This is a genomic window from Dermabacter sp. HFH0086 (assembly GCF_000413375.1).
GTDB lineage: Bacteria > Actinomycetota > Actinomycetes > Actinomycetales > Dermabacteraceae > Dermabacter > Dermabacter hominis.
This window is the reverse complement of record NZ_KE340308.1, coordinates 241,868-260,591: the sequence shown is the minus strand read 5'-3', so window position 1 is coordinate 260,591 and position 18,724 is coordinate 241,868. Positions and strand designations below refer to the sequence as shown.

Here is an 18,724-nt window from a genome sequence, read left to right as displayed (position 1 = left end):
ACCTCACTTCACGGGAAGCGACCAGGCCGCGTCCCACGTGGCCTTGTCGACGTGGCCAGTAACCTTCAGGCCTTTGTTCTTCTGGAACTGGCGCACGACCCGCTCGGTGTCGCGCCCGTAGCGGCCGTCCGCGCCGTCTTCGCCGATTCCCCACCCACGAGCTTGCATCCTGGCCTGGTACACCGCGAGGCCTTTCGACCTCCACCTGCCGTTCACCAGGATCACGTCATTAGGCACGCGGCTGTTCCTCGTACGACCCGAAACAGACTGCCGGGGGCCGCTAGGCGGGCCGTAGTAGTAGCCGTTCGGGAGGGGGAATGCGGGGGCCTTCAAGCACGCCGCGCCACTCACAGGCTTCGAGGTGCCCTTCGACGCCGCTGCTGCGGGCGCTGCCTTCCAGTTCGGCCTAATGACGTACCGCACCTGCGAGGGGCGACGGACACGCCGCGCGACCCGGCCACCGTTCGACTGCGACCCCTTCGAGCCCGTGGACGTGTTTCCTTCAATGCATTGGAAGTTCCCGGACGTGAGTACCTTTTCGAGGATGCCGACGTGGTTCGCGCGCTTCGTGCTCATGTCCCAGTCGAATACGAGGACGTCGCCCGGCTGCGCCTGCGACTTCGGGACGTGGCCGCCATGCGAGGCGCGGTAATTCACGTTGTACGACTGCTTACCGGGGAGGATGTTGAGGCATCCGGCTTTCCAAAAGACCCAGGTCACGAAAATGTCGCAAAAAGCCACTCCTGACGCGAGTAGCCATTTATCGTTGGGCCACAGCGCGGGCTGCGTCTCTCGCGCGTACTTCGTGCCGCGTTGCGGGTCATTCCAGCGGGAGTAACCGATCTCACCGGCGGCGATAGCGAGAACCTTACGTGCGCTCATGCCTCCACCTCCACATCGCTGTAGTCCACGGGCTCGGGCGCTTCAACGTCCGGTGTCTCCGAACCGACCGAGTCAGACACCTCTACCCCTTCAGGGATCTGTAGTTCTTCGTCGCACATGTTTACCTCCTCTTTTCGGGCATGAAAAAAGCCCCACGTGGGGGCCAGGGTTGGTTTAGGGGTTATGCGGTAACTTCGCGAGCCTTCTCGAGCTTCGTCCACGCGTCGCCCACGATCCACTCGATCGTGCTATCGGGAATGTTAGAGCCGCCACCACACTCCGAGCATGCTTGTTTCACGGCTTCAGTGTTCGCCGCTAGTTCCAACATGAACGGCTGCACGATCACTTCAGGATCGGTGAGCCCGAGCCGCGCGAACTCGCCTTCCTTGCCGATAGCGATCTTGCGGATAGCGCCGCACACGCGGCGACGTAGTGTCTCGTTACCGAGCATCACTTCACTCGTAATAAGCGACATTTCGTTCCTCACTTCCAATAATCGATTTCCAGAGTCGCGTCAGGGTTGCCGCGAATGTACTCGTTCCGGCCGGTGCTGTTCGTCGAAATACCGAAACCCTTGTAGGTGCCGTTCGCGAACCCTGCGCAGATCGACGGGTCGGTGATATCGAACGTCACCCAAGAGTTTCGTTTCACGTTCTTCGACCCCACGTACCGCGAGAGTCCCGCCGTGGAACCGAAGCTCGACCTGCCGTGCAAATGAAAGTGCGCGGTGCCGCCCGTCGAGTTGTAGGTGTGCGCAACCCAGAACCCGAGCCGCACCCGCTCGACCTTCGAGCCGGACAACTCGCCGGGCATGTTTCCGAACAGCCAGATGCCCTCACGGTTGCCAACGCGCGAATAGTAGCCCTGGGTAGCGTCATTCTTCCCCGACTGGCGAGACCCGCCACGGTAATACGTCGCGCACGCTGTCGCCTTGCGGGAGGCGTGCCGCTTCGTCTTCACCGGCGGGGGCGGGGGTGGTGGCGGTGTTGGTGTCGAGGTCTTCTCTTCCGGGTCATTCCACGCCTGGCCCGATTCTTCAATATCGGGGCCGATGTCTTCGATCACGAGATCGGCGCGTAAACCATTAAGCACCGCGCGGTGGTAGGCCGACGGCGATTCGGTTCGAACGAGAAAACTGTAGTCTTTCGGCTCAGTGAGGTTGAGGCCGCTCGGCCCGGTCGCGAACGTCGCGTACATGCCCGGCACCACGTGCTCCCACGTGGAAGTTGTGGCCGGGAAGGTGTTGAGCCTGTAAATCTTGTCGTCGCTCGTGTATGGCACCTCGAAATATTCCAGACGCGCCCAGACCGGCTGCGTGGGGTTCGAGTTCACGTCCACGCGAAACGGTGACGTAGTAATCCTGTACAACCTGCCCGGTTGTAGTGTCGTCCACACCTCGAGAATGCGAGTCAGGCTCTTGCGGAAGTTCGTGTTAGTGGACCTCCTGCCCCACGCGACTACACCGCGCGGGCCGTCAGCAACAACATCTGACAGTTCGCGGCCAGCAACCCAGAGTTTCTCGAACCTGCCTTCGAGGCCCGTCACACCCCCGTCCGCATCCATCGACGCTTTGCCAGTGTCGATCGTGGCGGTGCCATCGCGCGCGATCTTCACGAGCTCCATGTCGTTGCCCTCGTCATCCACGCCGTAGGACGTGAACCCGTTCGAGTCGATCTCGATCCGCTGCCCCTCCTTCGCAGTGCGGAACAGCCCAGAGGTAATAATGTTCGCAGCAAGATCGCCAATAACAGCCTCATCAATCGCCGCGCCGTTCGTGCGAAGGTTCTGAATGAACGCCTGCTGAATGTCAGCCGTGCGGGCGGCGAGAGCCTGAATCACCGCATCGTTGATCTGAGCGGAATCCGTGACCCTGAGCTGCGAAGCGTCCAGCGTGATGAAGCGTGCGACTTCGCCCGCGAGTTCCACGACGTTGATCTGGTTAGCGCCGATCTTCCCGGCGGTAATCCTCGAGGCTTCAAGCTCGATCACTTTTGCGATACGCGCCGCGAGGTTGCCAATGACCGCAGTGCTCATGTACGCCGTGTCGGTGACGGTCATGTTGCGAAACACGCCGTCGATACGCTCACCGAGGGTGCCGTCCGCCTGCTCGCGGTCAGTGCGCTCAGCCTCGACCGCTTCACGCCACGCCTGTTCCGTGGCCGCGATCTGTGCCTCGGCCGCAGCTATCTTCGCGTCGAACTCGCTGAAGTCGATGTTGCCCGGATCAACCTTCGCTAGCTCCTCCTTCAGAGCTGGTAGCTCCTTCTCGCGAAGGTTCGCGAGGGCCTCACGCGCGCTCTCCAGTTCTGTTTCGGAGTCCGCGAGGCGCTTCTCTAGGGCCGCCGCCCGCTCCACTGTGGAATCAAGCTCGACCGCGAACCGGCGAACACTATGGCCCGTGACCTCCCCGGTATCCGGGTTGGTCGTATTCCATATGACATCGCCGTTTTCGCCCAGGTCTTTGATCCCAGCCGGGCGCGTATCGACCTGCTGCGCCTTCGCCGCGAGCTTCGCCGTCAAATCAGCGAGCGCCCGTTCCGGGCTGGGCTTCAAGTTTGTACGCTTTACCACGCGAGTTCAGCCCCCAACCTATCTTGCTGCAATTCAACATCCACCTTGTTCGAGTCGAGGTCATACTTCGCCGCGATAACCCTCAAAAGATGCGCCCCGTCCGGCACTTCAAGCCACCCCCGCGTCACGACCTCCACCAAGTCACCGACGTGCCACGACCCGATGGGTGCGGTCTCATCCGAGAAAATCGACAGCGAAATCTGGTCGAGTGCCTGCGTCGCGACGCCCGCCTCTGCTTTCTGCTTCAACAGGTCGTGGTTCTCCGAATCGCTATCCGTGATCACGTTCTCCAGTAGCGGGAACCATTCAGGGATCGTCCCAGCTTCTGCCATGCGCACTGCTGTTCCAGCGCCCTCACCCGCGCCCGTGCAATAGACGCGGTTTGCGAGGGCTTCAGCGGAAGATGTCACCGAGATAGCCGCGACCGGTGAGCGGGCCGCCGTCGCGTCCCACACCGGGGTGACCTTCTGCGCGATACTCGGTTGCGCCTCCGTGCCGGTCACAAGTCGCCACTGGAACTGTGTCTTCTCCTCGTTCGCCCACTCCGCGCGAAACGCCACATCCGGGCCGCCGATAACTTCGGTAATCTCCTTGATGCGCTTCCACGCACCGTTATTAGCGAGGTTCCAGCCCTCATACGTGCGTTGCCGCTTCGCTTTTTCTTCCGGGCCGATAACGATGGGGAGGAACCCGTTACGCTTGCGGATCGCCTTCTCAACGACCCGCCCCACGATCGAACCCAGCGACACCCCGTCCCACGCGATAGTAGAGTGGCGAAGTTTATCCTCGTCTCCCGGCCGGAAGTCTCGATCCAGCACTACACGCTTATCCAGTAGTGCTTCCACGCCGGCGCACTCGAACGTGACCGTGCCTGCCTTGCGGTCCTGCTTCACCGGGGCTGTGATCGGGCACGCCGCAATAAGTGTCTCAGGTTGATACCAATCCTCAAACGAGACCAGCACACACCCGGACCACACCGACCACCACTCACGCGAGACACCATCGAGTGACGCTTCAGTCGCGACCACGGTCGCCTTCTTCACGTCATTCAACACATCATCGAGGGACCCGCCGACCGCATCCAACTGCGGGCCAACCTGCCCCGTCATGGTCTTACCGAGATACGCCCGCCAGGTCACTGTGCGAGTCCCACATCAGACAGCTCGAACCCGTTGCCCGGCCAGTTTGCGGATGAACCAATGTAGTGGAGGCACTTCACGTTCGGGTCGCGCTGCTGGCGGCGCACCACGCTCACCGTGTGCTCGCCCCTAAGCATCCACCTCGTGACGGAAACGAACTTCGTTTCCGCAATCTCGCCCACTTCAAGCTCGAACGACTTGAACACCGAGCCGTCCACGATGATCTCCCACACGAACGAACCCTTATAGTTCGATGGTTTCTCCAGCGCCATCGACTGCCTGAGATCGAACCTGAGGAGTCGGTCAGTGGCGAGCGTGAACGTCTTCGCGAACACCGTCTGCTTCCACGACGGCACAACCGTGCGATAACCGAGTGTGTCCGTCCACTGCCCGAGCCGCCCCATAGAGCCACCGAGAAGCATCGCGAAGCCATGATTCTCGATACCGGGGGCCGAAGTGGTTGCAGTGACACCGGCGGGGACGCGTCGACGGTCAAGGCCCACCGTTCCGGCCGGGAGAGACCCTGCCGCGACCTTGATCGCGCCCGTCTGGTCAACGTAGACCCATTCTTCGCGTGCGCCGCTCGACGGGGCCGGTTCCGTCGAGACCGTCGCCCCGTCAACGGGGACGAGCATTCCACGGGCTTCACCGGACGGGATGTACACGACTCCCGGCGCGACCTTGTATTCCATTTTGGAGGTGCCCTTGACCTCACAGCCGCGCACGATAAGGGGCGCGTCACCGACATAGAGGCCCCAAAGTACTCGCTGCATGTCTACCGGCGTGTGGCCCGTGCCGTCCTCTTGCGGTGCTTTACCAAGCGGGTAACCCATAATCTGCTCCTAAATGTAAGTGTCTCGGTGGTGCACCTCGCACCAACCCTCGCCGCCCTGCAATGCACTGAACTCAGGCGCAATAACCCCACCCGGGGGAATACTCACCCAATCCCGGCGAGACGCGCGGTGAGTCATGTTTGAACCGGCCTCGAAAATCGAGCCATCCATCCGAACCTCGACCGGGCGCGCCTTCGTTGTAGGCCACGGCCACGTAATCGTCCGCCCACCAACCGTGATCTCGAAACCGCCCGGGAAATCACCCACGACGAGGAACACCGGCCACGCCTCCGCATTCCCCGCGTTACGGATAGGGTCATCCGCCGCTACGCCCGTGCCGAACGTGAGCACGCCGCCACGATGAAACAACGGATACTCCAGGCCGATACCCGTGCCCACCGGGTGAAGAAACGTCACCTGCTCCGGCGCGTAAAGAAACGGGTCATCAGCGATAAGCGGCACCTGGAACCTGAGCGCCGTCGTCCCCATCTTCACAATCTGCGGGGCCGCATCCAGGCGCACGTTCGACGCGAGAACCGCGTCCCCGTCATCACACGAGAGTTCACCGAAAAGTCCATCCCACAGGACACCTGAGAGGCGGCGCTCTTCGTGATCGCGAACGTCCGAGTTGCGGCAAAGCACCATTCCGTGGATCGTCATCGCGCGAGAGTCGCGCCAGGCGCGCGCGACGTGCGAACCGTGCTGCAATCGGTCCACTTTCTCGCCGCGCACGCCTGAGCCGCCGTACCAACCCGCAACGTCCTCCACGATCCAATCCGCGTCGTTCCCGCGCCTCCCGTCCGAGAGGTCGAGAACGGGCGCGCCCTCCCGATCTGTGAGAACCGCTGTTCGAACGTGAACCATTGAATCCTCCTAGATCGAGAGAAGCGCGCCGCGAAGATTGAGCGTGTCGCCGATGCGCTGCGCCCACGTGCCCGGGTCATCAACCGGCGGGGGAGTAACGTTGATCGTCATGCCGCTACTGGTCGCGTGATTGAGCGACCGTTCGACCGTCTCCCACTGCCTAGCAGTGAGCACCGCTTCCGGTTTCTGCGTCTGATTGATCGAGAGCTTGCCCGGCATGTGCCAGCCGCCGTTATCGTGCAGATAGGGCTTGAACCCGCCGACAATCGACGCGGGGATAATGCCACCCTGCGCGAAGCCAACGTGCACGTGGTTGTAGTGCATGCGCTTAGTAACACCCGAGGTGTCGGCCATGCGGCCAGAGCGCCGCCACTGCCTCGACCCTGCCGGGGAGTAGAGCAGCTCCGTCGGGCGAAGGGGGTGCATCGCGTTGAAGAACGCCATCATTTGCGGCGTAGGGCCTGAACTGTTCGAGAAGTCCATGGCGCGCCCCAGTGCGTGAAGCGACACCGAGCCGGAGCCCGCCGTACGAGCCCCACCACGCCTAAACGACGTCATCGTGAGACCGAAACGCCGCGCCACCGCCTGCGCATACCCCAGCGAACGCGACGCCCCAGGCGGCACACTCACGGGAGCTGCATCCGGGTTACCAGCCGGACTAAACACCGACTGCACCTTGTTCACGACGCCGTCGAGAATCTTCCGGCCCACACCGAGGGCGAGGTCCTTGAAGAATCCCGCGCCGGGGATCTTCCCAATAAGACCACCGACTAGGCCCTTGAACGCGCCCACAGGGTCGGAGACGAAATCCCACGCACCCTTCAGCAGCTTCTTGCCACCATCGAGCACGTCACCAGCGATACTCCCCGCCTTATCGAGGATGCCGCCACCGGCGAACCCGATAGTGTCAGCGAAACCCTGGCCGCGACGGCCAGCGCTATTCACAGCGAGGAACGCCGCCTTGTCGCGCGCCGTCCTGAGCGCCTCAGACACGAGGACGCCCTCACCGCGCCGCATTGGCACGAGCTGGTCATCCCCGTCCCGCATACGCGAGAACCCGGGGAGGATGCCGCCACGAGCGAAGCCCGCGAACGACGGGAGTTTCTTCAGGCCGAACGTGCCCGCGATCTTGTCGAAGTTCCCCTTGATGCCCTTGTTATAAACAGTGTCGATAACAAAGTTGATGGGCTTCTTCGCGGCTTCCTCGATGCCGTTCCAAGCTTTACCGACCGCGTCCTTCATCGTGTTGAAGGCTTTTTTGATGTTGTCGGTGACGCCCGAGATCTTCGGCCACACCGTGCTCGAGAACCAATCCGCGACCGGGCGTACGACGCTCTTCACGCCGTTCCACGCGGCACCGACCGCGCTTTTCATCACGTTGAACGCGTTCTTGATCGACCCGATCACGCGCGAGATAATCGGCCACGCCGTCCCCTGGAACCACTGCACGACCGCAGAAATCGCAGACTTGATCCCGCTCCACACCGGGATAATCACGTTCCGCCACAGCCAGTTGAAGGCGTTCTGCAACTGACTAATGACACGCGAGACCATTGGCCACGCAGTGTTCTGGAACCATGACACGACAGCCTGAATCGCGCTCTTGATGCCGTTCCACACGGGGATGATGACCGACTGCCACAGCCACGTGAACGCCGTCTTCAGAGCATTAATCACGACCGAGATTACCGGCCAAGCCGTGTTCTGGAACCACGACACAACAGCACCAATAGCGCCCTTGATACCAGCCCATACCGGCTCAATCACGCTATGCCAAAGCCACTCGAACACCGGCGCGACGACATTCTTGAAAACCCACACCCACGCGTCAATCTCAGTCATAATGACCGCGACAGCGAGCGCGATAGCGAACTTGATACCAGTCCACACCGGTTCGATGACGCTTTTCCACAGCCACTGGGCTCCCGCCGCGATACCGTCCCAGACGGCTTGCAGCATCGGCCAGGCGGTATTGACCACCCAATCGACGACAGCGCCGATAGCGCCCTTGATGCCGTTCCAGGCTGCTTCGACAATCCCGCGCCCGGTTTCCGTTTTCGTGAAGAATGCCCAAAGCGCAGCCGCTGCCGCACCGACACCAATCACAATCCAACCGATAGGGCCGATAAGCGCCGTGACCGCAGTAATAAGACCGCCGATCACTGAAGCGACCGAGGTAATAGCGCCAATGGCCGAGCTAACCCAACCAACCAAGGTGCTAATGAACCCGATAACCGGCCCGATAACCGCGCCCAAGGTCACGAACACACCTGCCACGACCGCGATAACCGGAGCGAGCGGCGTAAGCCACTCCACGACCGCTCCGAGCGCCTCACCTAGCCACGAAATGACAGGGCCGAGAATATCGGCCACAGTCGCGAGAACCGGGGCGATAGAGTCGATAGCGCCCTTGATAATAGGGGTAAGGCCGTCAATTGCAGCCTGAAGGAACGGTCCAACCTTCTCCCACAGCGACACGAACGTATCCACAACCGTGCCCGCGAAATCGAGCACGACCGGAATAACATTGCTTGCAGCTTCGCCGATGGCCGGACCGACGTTCGAGAAGATCCCGAACACCATCGGCGCGAGGCCGGTGAAAACCGACCCGAGAGCGCCCAGCGCCTTGCCTCCGAAGGCTTTCACGGACTCCCAGACCCTGCTGAAGTCGATGGCGCTGAAAGCGCCTACGACCTTCTGGCCCACCTCTATGGCCGCGTCGCGGAGATCGAACAGGAACCCGATAACTTCCGAGTCCTCCTCGATACCGAAGAATGAACCCTTGAAGTCGCCCTCGAAGAGGATGCCCCAAAGGTTCTGAGCCGCCCAACCCAGCTCATCGAAGAACGGAATGCCATTGTCGAGAATCCAGCTGCCCACGGCGGTGAATGCGGGGAGGAGCTTCTCGCCAATCGACGCGGCGAAATCCTCGTACCAGGCTTTCGCGCGCTGGATCACGTTCGAGGCCGTGTGAAGCTCGCGATTGAACGCGCCCTGAGCGTCTTTCGATTGATCGTTGATGAGTGCAAGCGTTGCCGCCGCCTGCGCCTGCTGGTCGTAGGAGCCGCCGACTTTCTTGTAACCGAGCTCGGCCGCCTTCGCGTCAATAGCCGATTGCCTGAGCGAGATGCCGTACTTCTCGATAGGGTCGCGCTCGCCCTTCAGTGCCGAGGAAATCGCCTCCACGGCCTCCGTCGCGGTGCCGCCGAACATTGCCGAAAAGTCAGCGCCCAGGCCGATGAGGTCGTTCGTCTGCTCCGCGAAATCCTTCATGCCCGCGTTGCGTAGCTGCGTGCCGAGAATCGTCGCGAGCTCGTTATACGAGTTCTCACTCATGCCCAGGGCTTGATCGGCGTCCTGAGCGTACTTGAGCATCTTGCTCGAGTGCTGCTTGAAGACTGTCTCGACCGCGCCCGTCGACTGCTCCAGATCAGCCGCCGACATGAAGGACTCAACACCGAAGTCTTTCACCTTGTCGACAGCGAAAAGCCCACCAGCGGCGAAGGCGAGCTTTTTGAACCCGGCTGAGAATCCTGAACCGGAGTCCTCGCCCGCTTTCTTGAAGCCGCGCTCGAGATCATTGGCCGCGTCACTGCCGTCTTTCTTGACGCGAGCGAATGCCTTACCGAAATTGCCTTGAGTGGCCGCCTTAATGCGTTCGCCCATTGACTTGAACTTGGCTGCGACCGGGTTAGTTGCCGCGCCCGCATCATTGACGGCCTTCTTCGCGTCCTTCAGCTCTTTTTCGAGCTTGTCGACCGACGAAGCGGTCTCAAGATTCACGCGCTCTTGATTCTGCCTCGCGCGGATAAGACGATCTTCCGCCGCGAGGTCAGCGGAGGTGGGCTTCACGTTGTCGCGAGCGTCCGCGAGGCGCTTTTCCGCCGCCGCGATCTTATCCGCGTCACCAGACTCACGGGCACGCTCGAGAGCCTTCTCAGCGTCGCGCACCGCCGCCGATTGACGGATGCTCTTCTCGCGCACCTCCTGCACGCGAGCCTCGGCGACCTCGACCTTACGAGCCGCAGCCTCACGCTCGCGCGCGCCACGCTCGACCGCCGCCGTGTGGCGACGCTCGGCGTTCTCAAGCTCCTTAGTGAGCTTCTCAGTGTCGACCGGTTTTTCTTTATTGAACGCCGATTTGAGGGCGCGGCCCATCGAAGTGCCGGTTGAGGCGGCGGCGCGGTCAGCGTTACTGAACGCCTTGCCGATGGACTTAGAAATCTCCGACGTTTCCGCCGTCAGCGTCACATAAGCTGTTGCGAGCTCTACACCACGCGCCATGACCGGCACCTCTCATTCACTTTTCTCTACGAAATCGCCCGCGAGCCACGCATCCAGCTCCGCGAGCGGCATAGCCGTCGAGCCGATAGTCTTCGACTGCTTCGACGAATCTCCAGGCCGCTTCACCTTCAAGAAATCGCGGCGCGAAGCCTTCGTTTGATTTGGCTGCTTCGCTTCAATCGCCGAAACACGTTCCGCGATAAACGCGACGTACTGAAACGCTGGGTCGTACCAGAACCAAAACTCCGGGTCCGTGACCCGGCGAAGCGGCGCATCGTAAGGAAGTGACTCCAGCACCGCCGTAATATCCGCCCACGCCTCCACGCGCCTACGCGGCGAAGACGATTCGACCGAGCGCCATCGAAGCCCCGCCCCAATTAGCGAAGCCTCGACAGCGCTCGGATACTCGTCGTGAAGACGGATTACTTCTTGGATTTTCCCGGCTTCACCTTCGACGCCGCCCCCCACGCCTCAAACAGCTGCGTGGCTTCCTCGCCTTGGAGATCGCGCAGGGATTCGATTGTCTCAGCGTCCACGCCCGCCTCCGCAAGGAGCTTGAACATGGGACTGGCCAATCCGTTCTCCATCCCCTCCTGCGTGCGCAGATCGAACGAACCCAGGTCAGGGACCACGAAAACCGCGTCCCCATAGACCTTCGGGAGCGTGAACTGCACCATCGGGAAACGCTTCTTCGATACGCGCTTGAACTTCTTCGCCATAATGTGTCAACCCTTCTAGAGAAATGAAAGTGTCAGCCCTAGAAAAAGACTCAAGGGAGCCAGGCCGAGGGGCCGGGCCGACACATGGAAAAACCCCTCGACCTGACAATCAGGAGGGGACGAGAATCAGGACTCCGCGCCCGCATCACCCGAAGGGCCGGCAGTCGAGCCGGTGCCCTTCGCGACACCCATGCGCGAACGAGCCTTCACGCCGTTTTCGTCCGGGAAAGCCTCAATCGTGACCTCGTAGCGGATAATGTCCGAGTGCACGAACTGCACGTCACCAGAAAGCGAAATCTGGCCGTCCGGGACTTCTTCGCGTACCTTCGCGTCACCGTCGCGCATATCGAACGCAAACGAACGGCGAGGCACCATCTCCGACTTGAGATCAACCGTGACCTCGTCAGCGGTCACATGCACGTTGCCTTCGCCGAAGAGAATCTTCAGCGTCTCCGCGTTACGCGACTCAAGGAACTGGAAAGTGTAGGAAACGGAATGCTCGGAACGGAGAATGCGAACAATGTCGCCGCCCCACGCCTTGATCTTGTCGTCGCTTGCGTCAATAGTGCGGGTTACGCCGTCCTCGCCGACGTACCCGCCCTTAATCCATCCCTTAGAGAAAGCCTCGGAAATCTTGGCCGGGAAAGCCGTCCCGACGGGGGCGTGCATGACGCCGCCGGTTGCCGTGACAGGTGCACCAATAAGAATGTCGTTGAGCGCCATGGCTCTAGTCCTTTCGACAGGTTGTGTCGGCCCGTGAAAGGAAAAGCCACCAACCAATTCGGTTAGTGGCCTAAATAAAAATCCGCTACTAGCTACCCAGCAGCGACCTCAATCCCTCGAACTCTTATCGTGTGCGTCATCATGTACGCGGGCACACGCATATCAGGATCGGGGGAGTAGTAGGGGCGAGTGACCGTGTCGAGCCACAGCCCCTCGCCGGTATGGAATGAACGAACAATCTGGTCGATGCGCCGAATAGTTCGTGACGCTTCAACCGAATCAGGGTGAGACACTTCAACGCTTACGCGAGTGTCCTCGAAGGCGTGCTGCCAGTCGCCGGGACCGCCCGCGTCACGGACGTGTACGTAAAGCCCCTTGAAATCATCCGGTCGCGGATCGACCGAAATCGACGCGTCCGCAAACTCAGAATCCGAGACGATCTCCGCAATAATGAGCTCGAGGGGGTCAGGGAAGATTAGCGCCTCGGCCACTACTTCCCCTTCTCGATGTTCCGCAGTAGCGAGAGGTTCTTTCGGTCGTGGTAGCGCGCGTGGCCCGTAGCCATTACCGAAACAGCCGCACGAGGATCCTCGGCCCGCAGCTCGGTAACGATGTAGCCGGACACCTCGCCGTTATTCGACGCCGCTGCTGCGATCTTCTCTGCGCGCGTCTTCAAGTCGGCCTGGACTTTCTCCTCATGGCGCAAATCCTCGAACGCGCGCTTATTGAACTTCAGTTTGATTTTCTTACTCAATGAGTTACCCGCCTTACCGTTACTTCAGTGCGAAACATTGATCCAGTGAAAAAGTTAGGGAGAGGCTCCCCAGCCTGCTCAACTTCGCACTCGTGTCCGCGCACGGTTACCCGGTCGCGCGCACCAATAGTCATGCCTGGCGGAAAGAAAAGCCGGTAGTCGAAGCGAACGTTCGCGGTCGTACCGTCGCGCGGCTCGGACACATCGGGAATATCAACACCGACGCCGCTCACCGTTTCGGGTGGGGCATAGGACGCGACACTTTGACCGTGAGCATTGCGCGTCGCACCCGCGAACCGCTGCACCGTCACCGTCTCACCAATCATGCCGAGCATCACGGCCCCCACGTCAGTTTGTATGGCGCGAGAAGCTCGCGTTCAGTAGACAAGAGACCGCCGCCACCGCCGCCACCGAAAGCGCCGGAACGGAAAGAAACGGACTGTGTGCCTGCGCGCTGCGAAGCGATAACCCCGGTCGGATCAGCGTTCATGCGCGCGACTATCGCACGCGCCACATCAGCGAGCACGCCCGCATAATCGAAGCCATGTTCGAGCGTTACCCGGATTGAACGATACGAATCCGGCCACACGCCACCGACACGCTTCAACACCCCATCCTGCGACCACTCAAACTCGCTTGCCGCGAGAGCCTCACCGTGAACCTGAACCTCGAACACGTTGAGCACGCGCCGCGACGGCAACAGGATGCGGCCCTCGCCGTTCCCGTCAAGAATGATCGACTCTTCAAGAACGGGGGCGACATGCCACCCGCAATAATCCCGAATCAGCTGCGCCGCAACCTCATCGGGATCATCAACTTCAAACAACATGTCGCCCCCGTCAATTAGAGAGTTACTTATGAGAAACGCGCTTCGCCTTATTGGTAGGCGTGCGCTCCTTTTTGCCGACAGGCTCAAGCCCGAGGCGCTTCGCTTCCTCATCGGAAAGCTGCATCTCGAGATCAACCCCGCCGCGATTCACGAGGTAGGTCTGCATCACGCCGCAGCACCAGCCCCGGACGCGAGCGACACCTTCACGAACGCCGAAGGCTGACGCACGGCGAGCGTGAGGCGCTCTTCAGCAAGAACCGTGAAACGGTTGTGCGTGAAGTCCTCACCGTCAATGTTCGACGCCTCGACACGGATACCGCCCTTGCGGTAGACCGTCGCAGCCTGCTTGCCAGCGCCCACAAGTGCGGTGCCTTCAGGAATCGCAGTCGTGACGATCGGAGTCTGACCCCAGACCGGAGGCTGAAGCGTCACGCCGCCGTTGCCGTACTGACCGAGGAATGGCCCACCCGCGAGGTACTGGCCGTTGCCGTCCTTCGCGAGGCGCAGCTTCTGGTAATCGAGCGGGTGCATCACGACGCCGTCAGCCGAAAGGCCGGTGGCGAGCTGAACCTTCGTGAGTGCGCGGTAAAGCGCGTCGAGGTTGTCCGCCTCGCTCGCGGCCTTCTCGACCTGCACGCCGGAGCGGCCAAGGATGCCCGCAATCGAGCCGCCGCCAGGGCCGTTGAGAAGCTCCGCTTCTTCCATCATGACGAGCTGATAGAGGAGGCGGTTGTTGATCTCGGACACGAGGAACGGAGTATCTTCCGCCATCTCGTCAGAGATCTTGATCCAGCCCGCGATCTTCTTCAGCGACTCGGTCACCGGCGTGTAGGGCGGGAACGTGAGGCCCGGCTTCTTCGCATTCTCAGCGACATACTCGAACTTGCCGTGAGTCGAAGCGTCATAAGCCTGCTCAACGAAATACGTGATGGCAGTCGCGGTCAGCTGACCAGAACCAAGCCACGACGCGACCGTGGGACGCTCAACGTTGAGGCTAACGATGTTCTTATCGATCTCGGGCTGAAGGACACCCTCGCCGGTCGTGGTGACCGTGTGAGTGTCGCCAGCGGCCTTCACGCGCGGGTATTCAGCCGCATCGCCGGCAACCTTGCGGCGACCCTTGATGTGCGCGAGCGTATCGCTAAGGGACTTCGTCGCGTAGTCGCCGAACGAGCTACCGAAATCAATACCGGCGCTCTTCTGCTCGACCGACTCGGGCGCACCAAGCGACGCGAGAAGATCCTTCGCGGTCTTAGCGGCCTTGATTCGCTCGTTCAGCTCGCGAACCTCGGCGGCCTTAGCCTGAACCTCGGCGGCCTCTTCCTTAGTGAAGTCGCGAGATTCCTCATCGGCCTTTGCCTGAATAGTGTTGACGGCGGCGAGAATCTCGTCGCGCTTTTCCATGAGTGTGGGCATGGGATAGTTCCCCTTCCTGAGGGAGTCGATGTTGATGGAAGCAATAAGGGACCGGAGATCCGGCCCCTTTTCCCCGACGCCCTCGGCGCTCGGGGTATCCGGCTCGCCGCCGGAGTCAAGTGCCCCGCCATCCTTAGGCGGGGGAGTGTCGACCTTCTCTTCGCCACCCTCGACACCGTCGAGGTCAGCAAGAACCTCATCCACGAGGCGGTTCACCTCGCGAAGCTTTTCTTCATTCTTTGCGGAAATCGCACGACCAGCCTTGAACCGACTGAGGCGGTTCTTCACGTCAAGAAGCTCGGTCTCTTGATTCGCGCCAACCTGAACGACCGAAACCTCGTGAAGTTTCAGCCGGCGAAGCTCGAGAAACTCGCCCTTTTCGTCATCGTGCGCGAAGGCGTAGTCCTCAATGTCGTACGCGAACGACATCTGATTCACGCGACCAGCCTTGATGAGCCGGTACACCTGAGCACCCTTCACAGTGTCGAGATCGAGCTGAACCTTCACGAAAAGACCGTGGTCATCCTCGCGCGCCTCGACCGTTTCACCGATGCACATTTCCGGGTCGCTCATCTGGTGCGACCAGTAGCAAGCAATTCCCGCGCCGTTCTCGCGATACGTGCCAAGCGACTCTTCGAAAGCGCCCTTCACAATCACGTCACCGTAAGAATCCTTGTTGCCAAAAACGGCGGCGTACCCGGTGAATTGCCCCTCGGTGAGGCCGTCACCCGCCGCCTTGATCGGTACCGTCAAGTGCTTTGTGCGCGCCACATTCTCGGTGGTCATGCATCCTCCTTCGGGGGTCTACCGTCCCCGCCGTCCTGCGGTGACGCTTGCCCGCCCTCAATCACATTGAGAGGGGTAATAAGCTCATCGCCGCCATCGACCGGCGGCATATCCTGCAAGGCTCGCGCCTCATTGCGGGTCATCCACGGGGAACCCACCGAAGTCGATAGAACCGACGCCTGCTCCTCAAACGAGCCGCGAAGCATCGACTCGACATTCAACTTCACGAACTGCGAAGACGGCGCGCCGAGCTTTGGGAGCACGAAAGCCGTCAAACGATCCTCAATCGACCGAATATCCGGCCCGAGTGAGGTGCGGTACAGCGCGCGATTAAACTCGCGCATATTTGAATAGTTCGCAGCATCCAGCACTCCGACCATCGTCGGATTGATCTGGTACACCTGGGCGACCGTCTCGAGCGAAAGCTTCACCGATTCAGCCCACTGCTCATCTGCTGAAGAGAACGAGACCCGCTTCAAGTCCATGCCGTCTTCAAGGATTGGCATACCGCCCGCGCGCTCTCCGTGATCACCGGTGAATGCGTGAAGCATCTCCGTAAACCTGCGCCGGGCAGTGTTATCCCACGAGGGAGCATCTTTCGGGCGCGTCACATACGCACCGACGCGGCCATTCCGACGCCACAATTGCAGCCGGTGCCTACGGCTCGAATATTGCTCCTCAAGCACCATGCGAAGCGTCTCGACAGGAGACTGCGCCGTAAGCGACGCCGTCGGTGTCCACCCGCGAAACTCCACCACCTGCGCCTCGGGCAAATCTAGATAAGCGTCCGACTCGGTTGGTTGAATCCGATAGACGCGCGGCCCGAAATAAGCCTCGGCGTGTGGCGTCACCCACGACGGTGGGAACGGGTGAATCTCCTTACCGTTCTCACCGTCCATTACGACCCAATAGGCGCGGTCGTAGAGGCTCTTCGTTGCCGCGAGATCGTACAGAAGCTCATACCCGGTCATGTAGTTGTTAGGCCGCTTCAAGACCCACGCCACATCACCATCGCGAACCCGTGAGCGGGCTGCGCCATCCGCTTCAAACAGTTGCATACCAAGCTGCGCGATATTTCGCGCGCGAAAATCAATCACGGTACGAAGATGCGGCTGAGTAGCCCACAAATCTTCGATGCTCATATGCGCCGGGTCTAAGGCGCGCCGCGTGTCATGCTGAAAATACGTGACCTCGCGGCCCATGAAATCCGTCGTGAACGACGTCGGATGCCACAGTGCTTGAGCGGCGGCTGCCATCCGGCCGAAAATCTCACCGAAAAAGCTCACGCCCACCACCGCCAACCCTCTTCATCCTCAGCGCCATCGCGCTCATCGCTACCTTCGCTATCGGTGGCACTCTCGTACCACTCGCCGTAATCGTCCCCGTACGCCGTGACGCGCTGCTCTTCCGCGTCAAGATTCATGAGGCCCCACCGCGCGAGCATCACAGCAGCGAGCGGCGAGGCATCGACCGGCGATTCGCCACGATCTAAAAGCGTGACTTCGCCCGCGCGGCGGCGAACCGTGTCACGCATGGCCAGCAAGAGCGCATCCTGCGGCCTGAACCGAACCGTCCCCTCCGCGAGCGCATCATCCAACTGCGAAAGAGCGTTCGTGAGCTCACTACCCTCGCAGCGCTGCGCGTTCACGCCATCTTGGCGAAGCCACGTGATAAGGCTCGACGCTGGAGCACCGCGTCCCTGAATCACGACCGGGCCTGGCGTCGCGAGATTGTTCAAAAAGTCCCGAATCCAATGCGTGCCCGCGCGCTTCGCAATCACCTCAAGATGAACACGCTCATCGTCACGCCAACCCGCGACACCAACCCAACCGGTTTTCCTATCGGCCGAAACGTCGACCGCATACACAAGCTCGCTATCCGCGACAATGCTCGATGCCTTATCCGTGCAAGCCTCGACCTGCTCAGGTGGGAACGTCGGTTCAGCCGAAACGGTCACGAACTGACACATCACTTCGGTGCGGAACTTATGCTCCGGGATGCCGTCCTCGTCGTTCGTGCCCACTTTCGCAGCCTTCGCGAGAAGAGCTTCAGAAGTCACGAGAATGCGGCCATTAGCCTCGCGATTCATTGCAGGATTCGCTTGAGCGAGCGCTTCGACATCATCAATCGGCGCACCCTCTGGTGCTGACCACTCGAAAATGCCGAGCGACGTATCTCCGCCCCAGCCCTCAGCTGAGCCGTGCTCGCTAATCCAGTCGCGAAGAGAATCGGCCGCCGCGATAGCCTTTGACCGCATCCCCTTCAGTACGACCGACTTCGCCTCACCCGCGTTCGACACGCCCCACACCTGAGACGAATAAATCGAGTTCGTTGTGTTCTCCGCCGCCGTCCACGCATCCCAATCGCGCTGCTGACGAAGCTCATCGAAAAACAGATCAGTGACCGACTCGGAACGGCCCGCGTCATCGTTCGCAGCCTGGGTAAGCCACTTCGAGCCATTCGCGAGGCGCACGAACTTGTTGCCGTTCGTGTTCGACCGCTGAGCAATCAACGGGCGCGTATGCTCACACGCCCTCAGAACGCCAATACCCTTCTCGAGAATCTCCTCCGCTGGTTGCAGCTTGTGAGCGAGACCCAAAATCACAGGTCCCTCACCGGGGCGCTGCCCCGGCCCCTCCCACATCAACATCCGCCACAACGCACGCGCCGTAAGCGTGTAAGTCTTGCCGTTTTGCCGCGCCATGAGCACGAGCACGTTCGAGAAGCGCAACTTCGGAAACTCATCCCGCGTCGAACTACCCGGCGCAAGCTCAAGCGACCGGATAAACAACTCTTCCTGATGCGGCATGAGCTCCATGCCAAACGCCGAGCGCCACATCTCGACCGCTTCAAAACCAAGCGACGTTTCCGGCGTCAACTCCCGAAGCTCAGGCGTGAAAACACGCGGCAACCTAGAACCGAGA

At 60.9% G+C, this 18,724-nt stretch carries 19 protein-coding genes; 1 reads left to right on the top strand and 18 read right to left on the bottom strand.

Annotation, left to right across the window (positions count from 1 at the left end; all coding sequences use genetic code 11):
- Window positions 1-3: 3 nt before the first annotated feature.
- The 15 genes from HMPREF1484_RS10745 to HMPREF1484_RS10735 form a co-directional block, all read right to left on the bottom strand.
- Window positions 4-882, bottom strand: a complete 879-nt coding sequence (locus HMPREF1484_RS10745; protein WP_016663202.1) for a peptidoglycan-binding protein — start codon at window positions 880-882, stop codon at window positions 4-6.
- Window positions 879-1,001, bottom strand: a complete 123-nt coding sequence (locus HMPREF1484_RS11870) for a hypothetical protein (protein ID WP_016663201.1) — start codon at window positions 999-1,001, stop codon at window positions 879-881. Before HMPREF1484_RS11870 ends, HMPREF1484_RS10745 begins: the two co-directional genes overlap by 4 nt.
- Before the next feature lie 62 nt (window positions 1,002-1,063).
- Window positions 1,064-1,369, bottom strand: a complete 306-nt coding sequence (locus HMPREF1484_RS01240) for a hypothetical protein (protein ID WP_232049677.1) — start codon at window positions 1,367-1,369, stop codon at window positions 1,064-1,066.
- Window positions 1,366-3,435, bottom strand: a complete 2,070-nt coding sequence (locus HMPREF1484_RS01235) for a hypothetical protein (protein WP_040386350.1) — start codon at window positions 3,433-3,435, stop codon at window positions 1,366-1,368. The genes HMPREF1484_RS01240 and HMPREF1484_RS01235 overlap by 4 nt, the downstream gene beginning before the upstream one ends.
- Window positions 3,436-3,446: 11 nt before the next feature.
- Window positions 3,447-4,592, bottom strand: coding sequence for a hypothetical protein (locus HMPREF1484_RS01230; RefSeq protein WP_016663198.1), 1,146 nt, complete (start codon window positions 4,590-4,592; stop codon window positions 3,447-3,449).
- Entirely contained in the window at window positions 4,589-5,425 is an 837-nt protein-coding gene (locus HMPREF1484_RS01225; protein WP_016663197.1) for a hypothetical protein, read from the bottom strand. Before HMPREF1484_RS01225 ends, HMPREF1484_RS01230 begins: the two co-directional genes overlap by 4 nt.
- A 9-nt stretch (window positions 5,426-5,434) precedes the next feature.
- The gene (locus tag HMPREF1484_RS01220) at window positions 5,435-6,289 is read right to left on the bottom strand and encodes a hypothetical protein (RefSeq protein WP_016663196.1); all 855 of its coding nucleotides are present in this window, start codon (window positions 6,287-6,289) and stop codon (window positions 5,435-5,437) included.
- 9 nt (window positions 6,290-6,298) lie between these two features.
- Window positions 6,299-10,573 carry a hypothetical protein gene (locus HMPREF1484_RS10740; RefSeq protein ID WP_016663195.1) on the bottom strand — a complete coding sequence of 1,425 codons (4,275 nt, stop codon included), beginning with the start codon at window positions 10,571-10,573 and terminating at the stop codon, window positions 6,299-6,301.
- A 12-nt stretch (window positions 10,574-10,585) separates the two neighbouring features.
- A complete protein-coding gene (locus tag HMPREF1484_RS01210) occupies window positions 10,586-10,870 on the bottom strand; it encodes a hypothetical protein (protein WP_147594864.1) in 285 nt (94 codons plus the stop codon).
- A gap of 125 nt (window positions 10,871-10,995) precedes the next feature.
- Window positions 10,996-11,292: a hypothetical protein gene (locus HMPREF1484_RS01205; RefSeq protein ID WP_016663193.1), complete on the bottom strand. Its 297-nt coding sequence runs from the start codon at window positions 11,290-11,292 to the stop codon at window positions 10,996-10,998.
- A gap of 126 nt (window positions 11,293-11,418) precedes the next feature.
- Complete coding sequence (locus HMPREF1484_RS01200; RefSeq protein ID WP_016663192.1) at window positions 11,419-12,015, bottom strand: hypothetical protein; 597 nt, start codon at window positions 12,013-12,015, stop codon at window positions 11,419-11,421.
- Window positions 12,016-12,107: 92 nt separating this feature from the next.
- Window positions 12,108-12,506 carry a hypothetical protein gene (locus HMPREF1484_RS01195; protein WP_016663191.1) on the bottom strand — a complete coding sequence of 133 codons (399 nt, stop codon included), beginning with the start codon at window positions 12,504-12,506 and terminating at the stop codon, window positions 12,108-12,110.
- Window positions 12,506-12,769: a hypothetical protein gene (locus HMPREF1484_RS01190; RefSeq protein ID WP_016663190.1), complete on the bottom strand. Its 264-nt coding sequence runs from the start codon at window positions 12,767-12,769 to the stop codon at window positions 12,506-12,508. The genes HMPREF1484_RS01195 and HMPREF1484_RS01190 overlap by 1 nt, the downstream gene beginning before the upstream one ends.
- Window positions 12,766-13,104, bottom strand: coding sequence for a hypothetical protein (locus tag HMPREF1484_RS01185; protein ID WP_016663189.1), 339 nt, complete (start codon window positions 13,102-13,104; stop codon window positions 12,766-12,768). Before HMPREF1484_RS01185 ends, HMPREF1484_RS01190 begins: the two co-directional genes overlap by 4 nt.
- Complete coding sequence (locus HMPREF1484_RS10735; protein WP_016663188.1) at window positions 13,104-13,598, bottom strand: hypothetical protein; 495 nt, start codon at window positions 13,596-13,598, stop codon at window positions 13,104-13,106. The genes HMPREF1484_RS01185 and HMPREF1484_RS10735 overlap by 1 nt, the downstream gene beginning before the upstream one ends.
- A 28-nt stretch (window positions 13,599-13,626) precedes the next feature.
- Here HMPREF1484_RS10735 and HMPREF1484_RS11415 point away from each other — a divergent pair, with 28 nt between their 5' ends.
- Complete coding sequence (locus tag HMPREF1484_RS11415) at window positions 13,627-13,821, top strand: hypothetical protein (RefSeq protein WP_147594863.1); 195 nt, start codon at window positions 13,627-13,629, stop codon at window positions 13,819-13,821.
- Here the strand turns inward: HMPREF1484_RS11415 and HMPREF1484_RS10730 are convergent.
- The 3 genes from HMPREF1484_RS10730 to HMPREF1484_RS01160 are packed head-to-tail and all read right to left on the bottom strand — an operon-like array spanning window position 13,764 to window position 18,678.
- Window positions 13,764-15,800 (bottom strand): HK97 family phage prohead protease, encoded by a 2,037-nt coding sequence (locus tag HMPREF1484_RS10730; protein WP_016663186.1) that lies wholly within the window; start codon window positions 15,798-15,800, stop codon window positions 13,764-13,766. The two genes, HMPREF1484_RS11415 and HMPREF1484_RS10730, sit on opposite strands and share 58 nt — an antisense overlap.
- Entirely contained in the window at window positions 15,797-17,086 is a 1,290-nt protein-coding gene (locus HMPREF1484_RS01165) for a phage portal protein (RefSeq protein ID WP_147594862.1), read from the bottom strand. Before HMPREF1484_RS01165 ends, HMPREF1484_RS10730 begins: the two co-directional genes overlap by 4 nt.
- Entirely contained in the window at window positions 17,083-18,678 is a 1,596-nt protein-coding gene (locus tag HMPREF1484_RS01160) for a hypothetical protein (RefSeq protein ID WP_040386347.1), read from the bottom strand. The genes HMPREF1484_RS01165 and HMPREF1484_RS01160 overlap by 4 nt, the downstream gene beginning before the upstream one ends.
- Between the last annotated feature and the right edge of the window lie 46 nt (window positions 18,679-18,724).

Bases quoted from the DNA above. Each gene is read 5' to 3' on its own strand.
- HMPREF1484_RS10745 (WP_016663202.1), bottom strand. From the start codon at position 882: ATGAGCGCACGTAAGGTTCTCGCTATCGCCGCCGGTGAGATCGGTTAC.
- HMPREF1484_RS11870 (WP_016663201.1), bottom strand. From the start codon at position 1,001: ATGTGCGACGAAGAACTACAGATCCCTGAAGGGGTAGAGGTGTCTGAC.
- HMPREF1484_RS01225 (WP_016663197.1), bottom strand. From the start codon at position 5,425: ATGGGTTACCCGCTTGGTAAAGCACCGCAAGAGGACGGCACGGGCCAC.
- HMPREF1484_RS01220 (WP_016663196.1), bottom strand. From the start codon at position 6,289: ATGGTTCACGTTCGAACAGCGGTTCTCACAGATCGGGAGGGCGCGCCC.
- HMPREF1484_RS10740 (WP_016663195.1), bottom strand. From the start codon at position 10,573: ATGGCGCGTGGTGTAGAGCTCGCAACAGCTTATGTGACGCTGACGGCG.
- HMPREF1484_RS01205 (WP_016663193.1), bottom strand. From the start codon at position 11,292: ATGGCGAAGAAGTTCAAGCGCGTATCGAAGAAGCGTTTCCCGATGGTG.
- HMPREF1484_RS01200 (WP_016663192.1), bottom strand. From the start codon at position 12,015: ATGGCGCTCAACGACATTCTTATTGGTGCACCTGTCACGGCAACCGGC.
- HMPREF1484_RS01185 (WP_016663189.1), bottom strand. From the start codon at position 13,104: ATGCTCGGCATGATTGGTGAGACGGTGACGGTGCAGCGGTTCGCGGGT.
- HMPREF1484_RS10735 (WP_016663188.1), bottom strand. From the start codon at position 13,598: ATGTTGTTTGAAGTTGATGATCCCGATGAGGTTGCGGCGCAGCTGATT.
- HMPREF1484_RS11415 (WP_147594863.1), top strand. From the start codon at position 13,627: ATGAGAAACGCGCTTCGCCTTATTGGTAGGCGTGCGCTCCTTTTTGCC.
- HMPREF1484_RS10730 (WP_016663186.1), bottom strand. From the start codon at position 15,800: ATGACCACCGAGAATGTGGCGCGCACAAAGCACTTGACGGTACCGATC.